Annotated in this window: 16 protein-coding genes; 8 read left to right on the top strand and 8 right to left on the bottom strand. The window is 47.4% G+C overall.

Annotated elements, in window-relative coordinates; translation table 11 throughout:
* Window positions 1-17 precede the first annotated feature (17 nt).
* From IPJ02_12595 to IPJ02_12565, 7 genes are all read right to left on the bottom strand, one after another.
* Complete coding sequence (locus IPJ02_12595; protein ID MBK7376360.1) at window positions 18-1,451, bottom strand: NAD(P)(+) transhydrogenase (Re/Si-specific) subunit beta; 1,434 nt, start codon at window positions 1,449-1,451, stop codon at window positions 18-20.
* A gap of 37 nt (window positions 1,452-1,488) precedes the next feature.
* Complete coding sequence (locus IPJ02_12590) at window positions 1,489-1,797, bottom strand: NAD(P) transhydrogenase subunit alpha (GenBank protein MBK7376359.1); 309 nt, start codon at window positions 1,795-1,797, stop codon at window positions 1,489-1,491.
* A gap of 5 nt (window positions 1,798-1,802) precedes the next feature.
* The gene (locus tag IPJ02_12585) at window positions 1,803-2,927 is read right to left on the bottom strand and encodes a Re/Si-specific NAD(P)(+) transhydrogenase subunit alpha (GenBank protein ID MBK7376358.1); all 1,125 of its coding nucleotides are present in this window, start codon (window positions 2,925-2,927) and stop codon (window positions 1,803-1,805) included.
* A 31-nt stretch (window positions 2,928-2,958) separates the two neighbouring features.
* Complete coding sequence (locus IPJ02_12580) at window positions 2,959-3,756, bottom strand: class I SAM-dependent methyltransferase (GenBank protein ID MBK7376357.1); 798 nt, start codon at window positions 3,754-3,756, stop codon at window positions 2,959-2,961.
* A 62-nt stretch (window positions 3,757-3,818) separates the two neighbouring features.
* Window positions 3,819-4,307, bottom strand: coding sequence for a dihydrofolate reductase (locus IPJ02_12575; GenBank protein MBK7376356.1), 489 nt, complete (start codon window positions 4,305-4,307; stop codon window positions 3,819-3,821).
* Between the two features lie 105 nt (window positions 4,308-4,412).
* Entirely contained in the window at window positions 4,413-6,032 is a 1,620-nt protein-coding gene (locus IPJ02_12570; GenBank protein MBK7376355.1) for an OmpA family protein, read from the bottom strand.
* A 143-nt stretch (window positions 6,033-6,175) separates the two neighbouring features.
* Window positions 6,176-7,018, bottom strand: a complete 843-nt coding sequence (locus IPJ02_12565; GenBank protein ID MBK7376354.1) for a thymidylate synthase — start codon at window positions 7,016-7,018, stop codon at window positions 6,176-6,178.
* A 148-nt stretch (window positions 7,019-7,166) separates the two neighbouring features.
* Between IPJ02_12565 and mnmA the strand changes: the two genes are divergently transcribed.
* Complete coding sequence (gene mnmA, locus IPJ02_12560; protein ID MBK7376353.1) at window positions 7,167-8,285, top strand: tRNA 2-thiouridine(34) synthase MnmA; 1,119 nt, start codon at window positions 7,167-7,169, stop codon at window positions 8,283-8,285.
* Window positions 8,286-8,316: 31 nt separating this feature from the next.
* The gene (locus IPJ02_12555; protein ID MBK7376352.1) at window positions 8,317-9,054 is read left to right on the top strand and encodes a hypothetical protein; all 738 of its coding nucleotides are present in this window, start codon (window positions 8,317-8,319) and stop codon (window positions 9,052-9,054) included.
* 72 nt (window positions 9,055-9,126) lie between these two features.
* Here the strand turns inward: IPJ02_12555 and IPJ02_12550 are convergent, their stop codons facing one another.
* On the bottom strand, window positions 9,127-9,618 hold the full coding sequence (locus IPJ02_12550; protein ID MBK7376351.1) for a DinB family protein: 492 nt from the start codon (window positions 9,616-9,618) through the stop codon (window positions 9,127-9,129).
* A 68-nt stretch (window positions 9,619-9,686) separates the two neighbouring features.
* Between IPJ02_12550 and IPJ02_12545 the strand changes: the two genes are divergently transcribed.
* The 6 genes from IPJ02_12545 to IPJ02_12520 all read left to right on the top strand — a co-directional run bounded on the left by IPJ02_12545 (window position 9,687) and on the right by IPJ02_12520 (window position 15,838).
* Entirely contained in the window at window positions 9,687-10,919 is a 1,233-nt protein-coding gene (locus IPJ02_12545) for a PLP-dependent transferase (GenBank protein ID MBK7376350.1), read from the top strand.
* A gap of 56 nt (window positions 10,920-10,975) precedes the next feature.
* Window positions 10,976-11,557 carry a GNAT family N-acetyltransferase gene (locus IPJ02_12540; GenBank protein ID MBK7376349.1) on the top strand — a complete coding sequence of 194 codons (582 nt, stop codon included), beginning with the start codon at window positions 10,976-10,978 and terminating at the stop codon, window positions 11,555-11,557.
* 119 nt (window positions 11,558-11,676) lie between these two features.
* Window positions 11,677-12,987 carry an NADP-dependent isocitrate dehydrogenase gene (gene icd / locus IPJ02_12535; protein MBK7376348.1) on the top strand — a complete coding sequence of 437 codons (1,311 nt, stop codon included), beginning with the start codon at window positions 11,677-11,679 and terminating at the stop codon, window positions 12,985-12,987.
* Between the two features lie 156 nt (window positions 12,988-13,143).
* Entirely contained in the window at window positions 13,144-14,376 is a 1,233-nt protein-coding gene (locus IPJ02_12530; GenBank protein ID MBK7376347.1) for an isocitrate dehydrogenase (NADP(+)), read from the top strand.
* A 66-nt stretch (window positions 14,377-14,442) separates the two neighbouring features.
* Entirely contained in the window at window positions 14,443-15,648 is a 1,206-nt protein-coding gene (locus tag IPJ02_12525) for a sodium:proton antiporter (GenBank protein MBK7376346.1), read from the top strand.
* Window positions 15,626-15,838, top strand: coding sequence for a DUF2132 domain-containing protein (locus IPJ02_12520; protein MBK7376345.1), 213 nt, complete (start codon window positions 15,626-15,628; stop codon window positions 15,836-15,838). Before IPJ02_12525 ends, IPJ02_12520 begins: the two co-directional genes overlap by 23 nt.
* Window positions 15,839-15,846 lie beyond the last annotated feature (8 nt).

The following is a 15,846-nucleotide window of genomic DNA, read 5'->3' as shown; positions in this document are numbered from 1 at the left end:
TAATTTTTCACCCAGAATTAAACCATCTTCACTTCCGCACAAAGATCCTGCAATACCTTTTTCGCATCGCCAAACAACATGCTTGTTTTGGGCCGGAAGAAAAGATCATTTTCAATACCGGCATAACCGGGTTTCATGCTTCGTTTGTTTACAATGACCGTTTTGGCCTGCTCCACTTCTAAAATGGGCATGCCGTAGATGGGGGAAGCAGGATCGCTCTTTGCAGCCGGGTTCACCACGTCATTGGCGCCCAGTATCAGCACCACATCGCAGGTCTTGAATTCGTCATTGGCCTGTTCCATCTCCAGTAGTTTTTCATAAGGCACATCGGCTTCTGCCAGCAACACATTCATGTGACCGGGCATGCGGCCCGCCACCGGGTGAATGGCGTATTTGAATTCAACCCCTTTTTCTTCCAGTATCTTTTCCAGTTCATGACAGGTATGCTGTGCCTGTGCCACGGCAAGGCCATACCCGGGAACTACCATCACTTTGTTAGCATAAGCCATCAGCATGGCAGCATCGGCCAGGCTTATTTCTTTATGGTTGCCCTGGGTCTTGCCTGTTGCTGTCCCGGTAGCTTTATTACCGCCTCCAAACGAACCGATCAATACATTGGTAAGTGAACGGTTCATGGCCTTGCACATGAGTATGGTAAGCAAGGTTCCTGCTGCGCCCACCAGTATACCACCGGTAAGCATGGCTTTATTGTCGTACAGGAACCCGCCGCAGGCTGCTGCCACACCGGTGAATGAGTTGAGCAGGGAGATCACAACCGGCATATCGGCGCCCCCGATCGGCATCACAAATAAGATCCCGTAGATGAATGCAAACAGGCCGATCAGTATAAAGGGAATATAGATATCACCGATGTTTGAACGGTAGGCAAATACTGCCGCTACCAACGTAAGCAGCAGTACGATCATGTTCACAATATGCTGGCCTTTAAAAGAAAAATCCTTTACCCGACCGTTCAGTTTGCCCCAGGCAATGATACTTCCGGTATAGGATATTGTTCCGATGATGGCGCCTGCAACAATGGTGATATAGGTACCAACAGAAACAATATCTGAAAAAGCAGTGCCGGGAGAATCCTGGTGTACTTTATAAATATGATAGAACTCAGCAGCAGAGATCAATGCCGCACAGGCGCCGCCCATTCCGTTGAACAGGCTCACCATTTCGGGCATGGCCGTCATCTTCACTTTTTTTGCAGCCAGTGTTCCAATGATGCCGCCCACAAGTAACCCCCCGAATATCCATCCGTAGTTGTGCAGCCGCTGGCCCCCGCTTTCGTATAAAAAAATAGTGCCGATGATGGCAATGGTCATGCCTGCGGCGGCAACTAAATTTCCTTTTCGTGCGGAGGCAGGATTGCTCAGCATTTTAAGGCCAAGGATAAATGTCACGCTGGCGATCAGGTAGCATATCGTAAGCAGGTTCAGTTCCATTTTATCTGTTAATCCGTTAATTGGTTAATTCGTGTAACTACTTTTTCTTCTTGAACATTTCCAGCATCCGGTCAGTAACCACAAATCCACCTACCACATTCAACGTACCGAGTATCACCGCTAAAAAACCGAGTATCAATGCCAGGTAATTATCGGGTTCTGCCTTGCCCATAACAATGATGGCCCCGATGATGACCACGCCGTGTATGGCATTGGCACCGCTCATTAAAGGAGTGTGCAACACGCTGGGTACACGGCCGATCACTTCTATCCCTACAAAGATCATCAGGATGACAATGTAGATGATCTGCTGATTTTCCGAGATCCAGTTTAAAATATTTTCCATAGCAATTAATTTATCATTTCTCTTATCCGGTCGTGCACGATCTGCTGATTATCTGTAATGCAGGTACCTAAGACCAGGTCGTCCTCAAAATTCAGATTCAGTTCTCCCTCTTTGGTGATCATCAGCTGTAAAAAATTCAGGATGTTCTTGCCATACAGTTTGCTGGCGTCGCTGGGCATGGTTGCGGGCAAAAACGAATTGCCGACAATGCGGATGCCGTTGTGCATCACTGTTTCGTTATTCTTTGTCAGTTCGGTATTGCCGCCGGTTGCAGCAGCCAGGTCAATGATCACCGAGCCGCTTTTCATGGCACCCAGCATTTCTGTGGTGATCAATATGGGTGCTTTCCTGCCGGGTATCTGTGCGGTTGTTATAATGATATCTGCCTTGGCAACACTCTCTGCGATCTTTGCCTTCTGCCGCTTCATAAAATCTTCTGTCTGCTCCACGGCATATCCTCCTGCCTTGCTGGCATCGGCTGCTCCTTCCACTTCAACAAATTTGGCACCCAGGCTCATCACTTCTTCCTTTACCGCAGGCCGGGTATCAAAAACCTCCACCACGGCACCCAGTCTTCTGCCGGTAGCAATGGCCTGCAGACCGGCAACCCCGGCACCCAGTATCAGCAGTTTGGCCGGCGGAATGCTTCCCGCTGCCGTCATGAACATGGGAAAATATTTTGGGAACAGGCCGGCTGCATGCAACACGGCTTTGTACCCGGCTATGTTAGCCTGGCTGCTCAGTACATCCATGCTTTGTGCACGGGTAGTACGGGGCAGCATGTCCATACTGAAAACGGTCAATCCTTTTTCGGCCAGTTCTTTCATCAGGCCCGGGTTGAACAGGGGTTGATAAACACCCAACAGAACAGTACCCGGTTTCAATGCCGATAACGTATCTGCCCCGGGGTTATTCAGGGAAAGGATGATCCTGGCAGTATCAAGCAGTTCTGCACGGCTCACCGGTTTTGCACCGGCCTCCGCATACTTTTCATCATTGGCAAAAGCATTTACTCCTGCCCCGTTCTCTATACATACCTCTACATTCCATTTTTTCAGTATTGCGATGTGTTCTGGAAGCAGGGATACTCTGGTTTCGGGAGAAGGCTCTTTTAAAACACCAATTATCATAGTCAGTTAATTGGGACAAATGTAAGAAAAATTAAAATCGGATTGAGAAGTGTTGTTTATGATTAATATCACGGCTGAATATGACGATGCCTATGAAAAACAGGTCGATCGTTAATGTGACCGCCGGGTGTTGTTTTATTTCCTCCCAGGCCGCTTCCATACCGGCACTCCAGTGGATGTCGTCGAATATGAAAATGGAAGAATTTGTTGAATGGTTTAACAGTAGTTGAAAATAGTTTAAGGTAGGTTCTTTCCGGTGGTTGCCGTCTATAAATGCCAGGTCGATCTTACCGGCCCGGGATAAAACAGCAGTCAGCGTTTCGGCAAAATTTCCTTCTGCAAGGTGAATATTCCCTAAACCAAGTTCATTAAAATTCTGTTTTGCAATAGCGGCTATTGAAGAAGCACCCTCACAGGTATACACATCGGCCATACCATTGGCAGAAGCCAGGTAAGCACTGCTGATACCAAAAGATGTACCCAGTTCAAGAATGGTTTTGGACTTATAATATTGTGCCATCCGGAACAATAGTTGCGCATATTTTTTTGGCTTGAGCGATGAAGCAGCAATATCTTTTACTACTCTTTGCTTTGTTTTGATCACGGATGAGCCGGCACCAAAGTCCTGTACTTCGATCACGGTCTCATTCCTGAGCAATTCTTTTCTTTTTGCTTCGATCATTGAATAACAGGGATACTCCTTTCTATCATTTAAAACATGCTGAATGAAATCGAATACGAAAGGTGAATGAATGCCATGCCCTTTACCGTTGGAAGCAGTGAGGTAATACCGGAGGTATTTTTTTGCTGATTGATAACGGTTGAACAATTAAGAATTAAGAATTAAGAATTAAGAATTAAGAACCTGCCCTCCGGCAGGCGGGTTAAAAATTATTTCTTCATCCAGGTTTGAAATGAATAGGCAAAAGAATGTTTATCATCCGCAGCAAATTCCTGGTTGCTGGTCAATTCCCATTCAGCCTCATTGATGACAGGAAAGAAGGTATCTCCGTCCAGTACCGCATGAACCCGGGTAAGATAGATCTTACCGGCGATCTCAAAACCCTGCGTATATATCTCCCCGCCGCCAATGATGAATGCTTCTTTGCAGTTTGTTTCAGCTGCTTTCTTCAGCGCATCATTCAGATCCGCCGCAACAATTACGCCCTCCGCATTCCAGCCGGGCTGCCGGGTAATGACAATATTAAATCTTCCGGGAAGGGGCTTGTTCACCGATTCAAATGTTTTACGCCCCATGATCACGGGCATGCCCCAGGTGCTGTTCTTGAAAAATTTCAGGTCGTTGGGCAAATGCCAGAGCAACTGGTTGTTTTTACCAATGCTGTTGTTTTCTGCAGCTGCGACGATGAGAGAGACCATAAAGCCAAAATTAAAAAGTAAAAATACGGAACTTGTACACTTCCCGCATTTTTACCTAATGACCTAATGACCTAATGACCTAATGACTTAATGACCAATGACCATCTAATTCTTCAATATCTTAAACTCCACCCTCCTGTTCAACTGGCGCCCTTCGGGGTTATCGGTACCATCATCATTGTTATTATCTGCCACAGGTTTTGTTTCGCCATAACCCTGCGAGATAATCCTTGTGGCTGCAATTCCTTTCGACAGGATATATTCCCGCACAGACCTGGCCCTGTTATCGCTCAATTTCATATTGTATTCATCCGAACCTTTATTGTCGGTATGAGCGCTCATTTCAATCTCAATATTGGGGTATTCATTCAGGAAACCCACCACCCTGTCTAATTCAACAAATGATTCCGGTCGCAGGGTATACTTATCAAAGTCAAAGAACACATTGTTCAGCCGGAACACCTGCCCGATCTCGATCGGCGCCAGGTAAAGGTCTTTATGAATTTCTTTGTACCCTGCTTTGACCAGGGAATCTAAGTTGAGGTTTTCAGAAATGGCAAAGAATTTATCGGCCGAGGCCCGGATACTGTAGTTCTTATCGTAGGGCAAAACCATTTTGAACGACCCGTCTATCGGGCTCGAAACCCCATTGCCCACTTCGGTACCATCGGGCAATGTTTCATAGATCAGCGATGCCGCCAGGGGTTCTTTTGTTTTTGCATTATATACATTGCCGCTTACCAGCACCACCGGGTTTGGTTTTTCCCTTTCCAGTAATTTCACCCGTACAATATCACTGCCTCCGAAAGCGCCGTCGCTCGATGTCAGGTATGCATATTCCCCCCCGGCATCCAGCGTAAAAAATGCTTCCGAAAGTTCCGTGTTGATGGGCCTTCCCAGGTTCACCGGGTCGCTCCATTTGGTCCAGCTGTCATCCAGGCGTTTGCTCATCCAGATATCGTTCTCGCCGATCCCTCCCGGCCGGTCGCTGCTGAAATAAAGCGTTTTGCCATCCGAAGCAATGAAGGGACTCATCTCGTTATAGTCAGGAAGATTGATCTTTTTTCCAAGACTTTTAGGAGCTGTCCAGATATTATCCCCTTCCAGGAAGGAAACATAGAGGTCATTCTCATAGCTTCCCTTTTTATCCGTCATGTAAAACAACAGGGTCTTGCCATCCTGCCCCATGGAAGCGCCGAACTGTGCTGTTTCCCTGAATTTCTCAAAATTCCGGATGCGGAGCATTTGAGCATCCGTCCAGCTGTTATCGCTGCGCTTGTGGATCATGCTTACTCCCATGCCATAATACTGCCCGTCGATGAATGACCCCTTCAGCAATATCTTATTCAGGTCGGGCGATATCCAGAACACCGCATTGTAATGGGATGCATTGACCCGGGCGCTTAAATGTTTTGCCGGCGACCATTTGCCCGTACTGTCCCGCATGGAATACCAGATATCCTGCGAGTTGGGCACCGTGGCATACTGAATATTGGCCGGGTCGTTCTGGCGGATGAAGAACAAGAGGTTTCCATCTGCAGAAATGGTTGGCCGCATCTCGGGGTTATCCGTGTTGATATCGGCGCCCAGGTTCTCTACCTGGATGATGGTGGTTTCCTTAATAACATTTTCCTTCTGTTCTTTTAACGTGGTATCCCTTGCAGGCTGTGCAACGGTCATTAAAACGGAAACAGTAAAAAAGCAGAGTGTAACAGTTTTTTTCATAAGATATCCTTCCTCGTCATAAAACGAAAAAGCGGAAGGATTAATATGCAGGGGAACAGAAAAATGTGCCTTTTCCTGGTCTGACGCCCCCGTCTGACCAACAGGATATGTTTTATTGGTCAGACGGGGGCGTCAGACCAGGGTTAAACAGCCACCGGCGCCTTAATAGCCGGGTGAGATTGGTAATTCAGCAGTTCAAAATCCTCAAAGCTGAAACCGAAAATATCTTTTACTGCCGGGTTTATCTTCATCTGTGGCAAAGGAAACGGCGTTCTTGTCAACTGCAGATTGGCCTGTTCAAAATGGTTGCTGTACAGGTGAACATCGCCGAATGAATGAACAAATTCGCCCGGCTCCAGGTCGCAAACCTGGGCGATCATCATGGTGAGTAAAGCATACGATGCGATATTGAAAGGCACACCCAAAAACACATCGGCAGAACGCTGATAAAGTTGACAGGAGAGACTGCCTTTCACGCCCCTCTCTCCTGAGCTTGCCGAAGGATGGAGAGGGGTTGGGGGTGAGGTATAAAACTGAAATAAACAATGACAGGGCATCAGTTTCATCTTCGGCAGGTCGGCCACATTCCATGCACTGATGATCATACGCCGGCTGTCGGGATTATTTTTTATTTGATGGATCAGGTCCTTCACCTGGTCAACCACCACGCCATCGGCCCCTTCCCAGCTACGCCATTGCTTTCCATACACCGGGCCAAGGTTGCCGTTCTCATCAGCCCACTCATCCCAGATCCTTACATTGTGTTCTTTCAGGTAACCAATATTCGTGTCGCCCTGCAGGAACCAGAGCAGTTCGTGAATGATGCTCTTCAGGTGGGTCTTTTTTGTGGTAACCAACGGGAACCCTTCACGAAGGTCAAACCGCATCTGGTAGCCAAAAACACTTCTTGTTCCTGTGCCGGTTCGGTCGCTTCTATCGGCGCCGGTTTCAATAATATGTTTTATAAGTTTCAGGTACTGCTGCATGGCTGCAAAGTAAGTGAAAAGTTGAAAGTTGAAAGTTGAAAGTTATCAAGGGCTCTTAGTATTTAAGAAATTCCCGAAACCATAAACTGCAAACCTCAAACCACAAACTGATTTCGTATCTTTGCCGGTCCTTAACGAATGAGAAAAAATGAGCAAAAAAGGAAAGGTTTTGATGGCCATGAGCGGCGGTATCGACAGTACCGTGGCCGCTTTGATGCTTCATAAAGAAGGTTATGAAGTAGTGGGCATCACCATGAAAACATGGGACTATGCAACCAGCGTGGGTACCACCGGGAAAAAGGAGACCGGCTGCTGCAACCTGGACAGTTTCAACGATGCCCGGCAGGCAGCCGTACAGCATGGTTTTCCGCATTTCATCCTCGACATACGGGAAGAATTCGGCGATTTTGTGATCGATAATTTTGTGGAAGAATACATGGCCGGCCGCACCCCCAATCCCTGTGTGATGTGCAATACCCATATCAAATGGCGGGCACTTATGAAAAGGGCTGATGCGCTGAACTGTGATTTCATCGCCACCGGCCATTATGCCCAGGTGCATCAGCATACCAACGGAAGGTATTTTATCCGGAAAGGAATTGATGACACAAAAGACCAGAGCTATGCCCTGTGGGGATTGCAGCAGGACCTGCTGAGCCGTACCCTGTTGCCCCTGGGTACCTATCATAAAAAAGATATCCGCCAGATGGCCCATGATTTTGGTTATCCTGAACTGGCCAAAAAGAACGAAAGTTACGAGATCTGTTTTGTGCCCGATAACGACTACCGCGGTTTTTTGAAAAGAAAAGTGGAAGGCCTGGAAGAAAAAGTAAGTGGCGGCAATTTTATCGACAAGACCGGGAAAGTGCTTGGAAAACACAAAGGCTACCCTTTTTACACCGTTGGACAACGGAAAGGGCTGGATATTGCCCTGGGCAAACCCGTTTTTGTGACCGAAATACTGCCCGAGACCAATACCGTAGTGCTGGGGGAAGAAGATGACCTGAACCGCAGCGAAATGAAAGTTACCAGGCTGAACTGGATCAAATACGATGGCATTACCGATGGAATGGAAGCCCTTACCAAGATCCGGTATAAAGATAAAGGGGCACTCAGCAACCTCTACACATACGAAAACGGCATAAATGTTCGTTTTTATGAAGACGTAAAGGGCATTGCCCCAGGCCAGAGTGCCGTTTTTTATGAAGGTAATGACGTGATCGGCGGGGGAATTATCCAGAGAAGAGAGCAGCCTTTTGCGCTATAATCGTATCTTTATTGGTAACCCATAGAAACTTATGAGAAAGTTTTTTCTTCTTGCAACCATAATTACAGTGGTCATTTTCAGTGCCTGTAAAAAAAGCACCGAAGATTTTCAAACCCCTCCTGTGAGTGATTATTACCCGCTGGCTGTTGGCAAGTACATCAGCTACAGTTTAGACTCAACCGTTTTCATCAACTTCGGTACAAAGGATACGGTCATCAACTACCAGGTAAAACACCAGGTGGATGCACTCATTACCGATAACCTTGGAAGGCCTGCCTACCGCATCATCCGTTACATACGCAAAACAGCCGCCAACCCCTGGGTACCGGATAATACCTTTATGGCAGTGCCCACCGAATTTTCTGTTGAATTCATTGAGAACAACATGCGCTTCATTAAAATGAAAGCGCCCGTACGGAACGGGTTCAGCTGGAAGGGCAACAGTTATATTGATACCTATTCTTTAAACTCGGATGTAAAATATCTGGACGATTGGGATTATACCTACGACAGCCTGAATACAACGATCAGCCTTGCTGCACTTACGGTTGACAGTACGCTGAAAGTTGACCAGCGGGATGAAGTGATCGGGAATCCCAATGACCCCAATTCATACAGCGAAATAAACCAGGGTGCCGAAAGGTATGCAAAGGGCCTCGGGCTTGTTTACCGCAATTTCCTGCACGTAGAATACCAGCCCCCTACTCCCGGTCGTGGCGGATACAGGCAGGGATATGGTGTTAAGATGACGATGATAGATCATAATTGATACGGGATACCGGATGCCGGATACCAGATGCCGGATTCTTGCAAATTGCCAACTGCCAACTGCTCACTACTTCTATTTCTTCCTGCAAAAAACAACGAAATCCGTTTGGGGGATCTTATCTGCTCCCAGTTGCCGCAGCATGGTAACCAGTTGTCCCCGGTGATACGTGCCGTGATTAAAAACATGCAGCAGTACTTCATATACCGGCTGTTTGAATTCTTCCTTCTTGTTATTGCGGTAAGCAAACACATGCTGCAATTGCGCTTCGGTGGCATTATCCACCCAGTCTTTCCATACCTGTGATTGCTGGCTGACCCTTGCCAGCAGTTCTGAGAAACCGCCGGTAAAACCTTCGCTGGGTATCTCCACTTTTTCGGCAAGCCGTACCCGTTGCCACCAGGCTGCTTCAGCATCCCACATATGGATCACCGTTTTGCGGATGGATGGAAAACTGCTTACAATTTCTTTGTCAACCTGTTCTTCCGGTAAGTTGCTGATGCAGTCAAATATCTTTTGATTGGCCCAGGCGGTATACGCTGCACATTGCTGCAGGAGTTGCTTCATGGTTTTTCTTAATTTTACTTTTCGAAAGTAGGTATTCCGTTCACATCACTCTTCAATAATTATCAACAATGCCAGCTAAAAATTTTCCTTATACCGGTTTCAGTTCGGTGGCCATACATGGTGGTCATGAACCGGATCCCAACTACGCACACCTTACCCCCATTTATGCCAGCAGCACCTACGTGTTTGATGAAGCCGAACAGGGCATGCGGAGGTTCAGCGGCGAGGAGAAAGGTTATATCTACAGCCGCTGGGGAAACCCCACCATCACCGAAGCAGAACAGAAGATCGCAGCGCTGGAAAGTTTTGGCCTCGCCAGTGAAACAGGCGAACCGCTGATGCTGAAAGCCATTTTACATTCCAGCGGCATGGCTGCATTGAGTACCCTGATGATCGGAACGCTGAAAGCAGGCGATAAGATATTATCACACTACTCCCTGTATGGTGGCACGCAGGAGTTGCTTGAAAAGATCCTTCCGGCACTGGGTATTGAGGTCATCATCACCGACCTGAGGGACCTGGACAAAGCACAGCAGGCGATCCTTGCGGATGATAAAATAAAGATGCTTTACCTGGAAACACCGGCCAATCCAACCATCCAGTGTGTTGACCTGGAAGAACTGGCCGCATTGGGAAAGGAGAATGCCCTGGTCGTGGCGGTTGACAATACCTTTGCCACGCCTTTTCTGCAACAGCCATTTCTATATGGGGTGGATTTTGTATTTCACAGCACCACCAAATTCTTAAACGGGCATGGTACGGCCATTGGCGGCGTATTGATCGGGAAGGATATTGAATTAATGAACGGCCACATCACCAAGGTGCACCGGCTGCTGGGTGGCAACAGTAATTCCTTTGATGCTTTTTTATTAACGCAGGGAATGAAGACGCTCGAGGTACGCATGCAACGGCATTGCCACAATGCCATGGAAGTGGCCGCTTATTTAGAGGATCATCCTGCTGTAAGCAAGGTGAACTATTTGGGTCTTATATCCCATCCCGACTATCACACGGCATCAAAACAAATGCGCCATGCCGGTGCCATGCTGAGTTTTGAAATGAAGGACGGGCTGGAGGCAGCTAAACAGTTCATTGATAAACTGCAGATGTGTATCCGTGCGGTATCACTCGGCACCTGCGATACCCTGCTTTGTCACCCGGCAAGCATGACGCATCATGGAGTACCCAAAGAAAAAAGAGAACAGTATGGCATCACCGATGGATTGATACGGATGAGTGTGGGGATCGAGAATGTGCAGGATATACTGATGGACCTGGACAACAGCCTCCCCTCCCGATAGCTGTCGGGACCAAAGGAGGGGCTTAAACAGGACAATTATTTAAAGAATTTTTATTTATGACAGAGAATAACTCTACAAACTCAGAAAAGGATTTTAACTCATCGGAGTCTTCAAAAGCCCCCTCCTTCGGAGGGGGTTTGGGGGAGGTTGTAATAAGAAGAGCCGTAAAAGAAGATTGCAAAAGAATGATGGAACTGGTTCATGAACTGGCCGTGTATGAAAAAGAACCAGATGCGGTAACGGTTAGTTTTGATCATTTTGTAGAAAGTGGTTTTGGCCCCAACCCGGTTTGGTATGCTTTTGTTGCTACCTCACCCCTTCCCTCTCCAAAAGGAGAGGGTGAGGCGAAGAACGAAGCGAAGGGTGAGGTCGTTGGATTCGCCCTTTGGTATATCCGCTACAGCACCTGGAAGGGACAGCGCCTGTACCTGGAAGATTTCCTCGTATCCGAAAAAATGAGGGGGCATGGAATTGGCAAATTATTATTCGACAAACTGATCGAAGAATGCAAAGAAAAAAAATACAGCGGCATGGCCTGGCAGGTACTGGACTGGAATGAGCCTGCTATAAATTTTTATAAAAAGTACCCGGATGTGCATATTGATGGTGGTTGGCTGAATTGTAGTATCAACTTTTAATGATTGACCGTACCTTTGCGCCACATAAAATGATCTGACGTCCTCGTCTGATCATTTCATTTTAATTACGAAAACTTAAACGATTGGTCAGACGAGGGCGTCAGACCAAGTGAAAAATTATGGCTGAAAAGATCACCATGGCCCCCAGCGGCAAACTGAACGTACCCAATAACCCCATCATCCCCTTCATTGAAGGCGACGGCATTGGCCCGGAAATATGGAAAGTGGCACAGAAAGTATTTGATACCGCTGTGGCCAAAGCCTACAACGGCGAAAGAAAAATCGAATGGAAAGAAATGCTGGCCGGTGAAAAAGCATTCAAACAGACCGGTGAATGGCTGCCCGCAGAGACCCTGCAAACCGCCAAAGATTACATCATTTCCATCAAAGGCCCGCTCACCACACCCATCGGCGGCGGCATCCGCTCGCTGAACGTGGCCATGCGGCAGGACCTGGACCTGTTCGCCTGTGTGAGGCCGGTCAAATGGTTCAAAGGTGTGCCCTCTCCCGTTGTTCATCCCGAACAGGTGAACATGACCATCTTCCGGGAGAATACAGAAGACATCTATGCAGGCATTGAATGGATGGCCGGTTCACCGGAAGCAAAGAAATTTGAAAAATTCTTATTGGAAGAAATGGGCGTAAAAAGCGTCCGTTTCCCCGGCGACTCCAGTTACGGCGTAAAACCGGTCTCATCCGAAGGCAGCAAACGCCTGGTGAGGGCTGCCATCAACTATGCACTGGAAAATGACCTCCCTTCCGTAACCCTTGTACACAAGGGCAATATCATGAAATTCACCGAAGGCGGTTTTAAGAACTGGGGATATGAAGTGGCCCGCCAGGAATACGGCGACAAAACCTTTACCTGGGACGAATGGGACCAGCTGAAAAAAGAACACGGTGAAGCGCATGCCAACGAAGTACAGCGAAAGGCCCTGCACGACGGGAAACTGCTGGTGAAAGACATCATTGCCGATAATTTCCTGCAGCAGATACTGATCGCCCCGAAAGATTTTTCGGTAGTGGCCACCCTGAACCTGAACGGCGATTATATTTCGGATGCACTGGCTGCCGAAGTGGGCGGCATCGGCATTGCACCGGGAGCGAACATAAATTATAAGACCGGTTATGCTGTTTTTGAAGCCACGCATGGTACCGCCCCCAAATTTGCCGGCACCGACAGCATGAACCCATCTTCCGTGATCCTCAGCGGCTGCATGATGCTGGACTATATGGGCTGGAAAGAAGCAGCTGAACTGATCACTTCTGCACTGCAGGCCGCTATCATGCGCAAACGGGTTACCATCGATTTCTATAACCTGATGAGTAATGCCACCCTTTTAAAGACCAGTGAGTTTGGAGAAGAAATCATTGCTGACCTGGGTGCAGTAATTGCAGATTTCCAGTTGAAGAAGTCGACGGGGCTATAGGCGTAGGCGGTATTTTAAAAATACCAGAATTCAATATTGGACTGTCATGCTGAGGTACGAAGCATCTTACCCTGAATAAAAGATTCTTCTCCGCCAACCGGCGGATCAGAATGACAGTCAAAAAATAAATACTTTCGCAAAAAATAAAACCAAAAAATGGCAAAAATAAAAGTAGCAAATCCCGTAGTTGAACTGGACGGCGATGAAATGACCCGTATCATCTGGAAATTCATCAAAGACAAGCTTATTCTCCCTTACCTCGATGTTCCCATCCAGTATTACGACCTGGGCATGGAATACCGTGACCAGACCGACGACCAGGTTACCATTGATGCCGCCAATGCCATCAAGGCCTGCGGCGTGGGCATCAAATGCGCCACCATCACCCCCGATGAAGCAAGGGTGAAGGAGTTCAACCTGAAACAGATGTGGAAGAGCCCCAACGGGACCATTCGTAACATCTTAGATGGTACTGTTTTCCGGGAACCGATCGTGATGCAGAATGTACCCAGGCTGGTTACCAACTGGACGGCTCCCATCATCGTTGGCCGTCATGCATTCGGCGACCAGTACCGTGCTACCGATACAGTGATCAAAGGAAAAGGCAAACTGACCATGACCTTCACACCGGAAAGCGGTGGCGAGCCACAAACATTTGAGGTATATAATTATAAAGGAGATGGCGTTGCCCTGTGTATGTACAATACCGATGAAAGCATCTATGGCTTTGCAAGAAGCTGTTTCAATATGGCGCTCAGCAAAAAATGGCCGCTCTACCTTTCTACAAAGAACACCATCCTCAAAAAATACGACGGACGTTTCAAGGATATTTTTGAAGAAGTGTATCAAAAAGAATTCAAGAAAGCTTTTGACGCAGCTAAAATAGTTTACGAACACCGCCTGATCGATGACATGGTTGCCAGTGCGTTGAAATGGAACGGCAACTTTGTATGGGCCTGTAAGAATTATGACGGCGACGTACAGAGCGATACCGTTGCACAGGGATTCGGTTCATTGGGATTAATGACCTCGGTGCTGGTCACCCCCGACGGCAAGACCATGGAAGCAGAAGCAGCCCACGGTACGGTAACCCGCCACTACCGGGAACACCAGGCCGGTAAACCCACTTCCACCAATCCCATTGCATCCATCTTTGCATGGACAAGAGGACTTGCCTTTCGTGGTAAATTAGATAACAACCAGCCACTGATCGATTTCTGCAATGCCCTGGAAGCCGTTTGTATTGAGACCGTTGAAAGCGGCAAGATGACCAAGGACCTGGCGGTTTGTATCCATGGCAATAAAGTGAACCATGGTGAACATTATTTGTACACGGAAGAGTTTCTGGATGCGATCGATGCAAACCTGAAAAAGAAGATGGGATTATGATTTCATTAAGTTCAGCAATATTGAACCGTCCTGTTTCAAGCAGGGCGGTTTTGTTTATCTTTAAGCATGACCTCCACCATCATTATTACGCTTTGCATTCTGTTACTCATCGCTTATATCTTTGACCTCACTTCTTCCAAAACCAGGATACCTTCGGTGATCCTTTTGTTATTGCTGGGCTGGGCAGTGCGCCAGGTATCAACAGCAGTACACATAACGATCCCTGACCTGAGGGGCCTGCTGCCCCTTTTTGGAACCGTGGGCCTGATCCTGATCGTACTGGAGGGTTCACTGGAACTGGAACTGAACCGTTCCAAAACACCGGTCATCAAAAAATCAGTGCTGGCAGCGCTGCTTCCCATGCTCGTTCTGGCATTTTTGCTGGCCTATGCTTTTCAGTTGTTTCAGCCGAGCATTTCTTTCCGGGATGCATTGACCAATGCTGTTCCGCTTTGTGTGATCAGCAGTTCCATTGCCATACCCAGCGTGAAATACCTAAGTTCATTTAACAGGGAATTCATTACGTACGAAAGCAGCCTGTCGGATATCTTTGGCGTTGTCTTCTTCAACTTTGTAGCGCTGAATGAGCTGGGCCAGTCGCACAGCATGCTTGAGGCAGGCCTGCAACTGCTCATCATGATCCTTGTTTCCTTTATAGCCACGGTGTTGCTTGCATTTTTGCTGGGAAAGATAGACCACCATATTAAATACATACCCATCATTTTACTGGTGCTGCTGATCTATGCCATTGCCAAACTGTATCACCTGCCATCACTTATTTTCATACTCATCCTGGGTTTATTCCTGGGAAACCTGGATGAACTAAAGCGGTTCAAATGGGTGGCAAGGCTGAAACCCGATGAGCTCAATACCGAAGTTCATAAGTTCAAAGACCTGATAACGGAAGCCACGTTCCTGGTACGTACCGTCTTCTTCCTATTGTTTGGCTACCTGATTGAAACAAACGAGATACTGAATACGGAAACATTGTTTTGGGCCACAGGGATAATGGCTTCTGCCCTGCTCATTCGTGCTGTTCAGTTCAGACTTTCGGGCATTGCCCTCTTTCCCATGTTGTTCATCATACCCAGGGGGCTGATCAATGTACTGCTTTTTTTATCCATTGTTCCGTTGCAGCAAATGCCGCTGGTGAATAAATCCCTGGTATTGCAACTGGTCATCTTATCCGCTGTGATCATGATGCTGGGAATAATGATGTCGAAAAAAGGAAAAGAAACCAATAAAACAGATGAGCCAGCCGCTATCAAATGATCCGCTTCACGGCAAAACACTGGAAATGATCGTCACGCATTTGGTGCAGATGTATGGCTGGGAGGAACTGGGAAAGATCATTCCCATTAATTGCTTTAAGAATAACCCCGGTATAAGATCCAGCCTGAAGTTCTTGCGCAAAACACCCTGGGCACGGAAGAAAGTGGAGGAGCTTTATATCAATGGATAGGGAAAATC

The sequence above is a fragment of the Chitinophagaceae bacterium genome (genome assembly GCA_016710165.1).
Taxonomy (GTDB): Bacteria; Bacteroidota; Bacteroidia; order Chitinophagales; family Chitinophagaceae; genus Ferruginibacter.
This window is presented reverse-complemented; position numbering and strand designations above follow the sequence as displayed.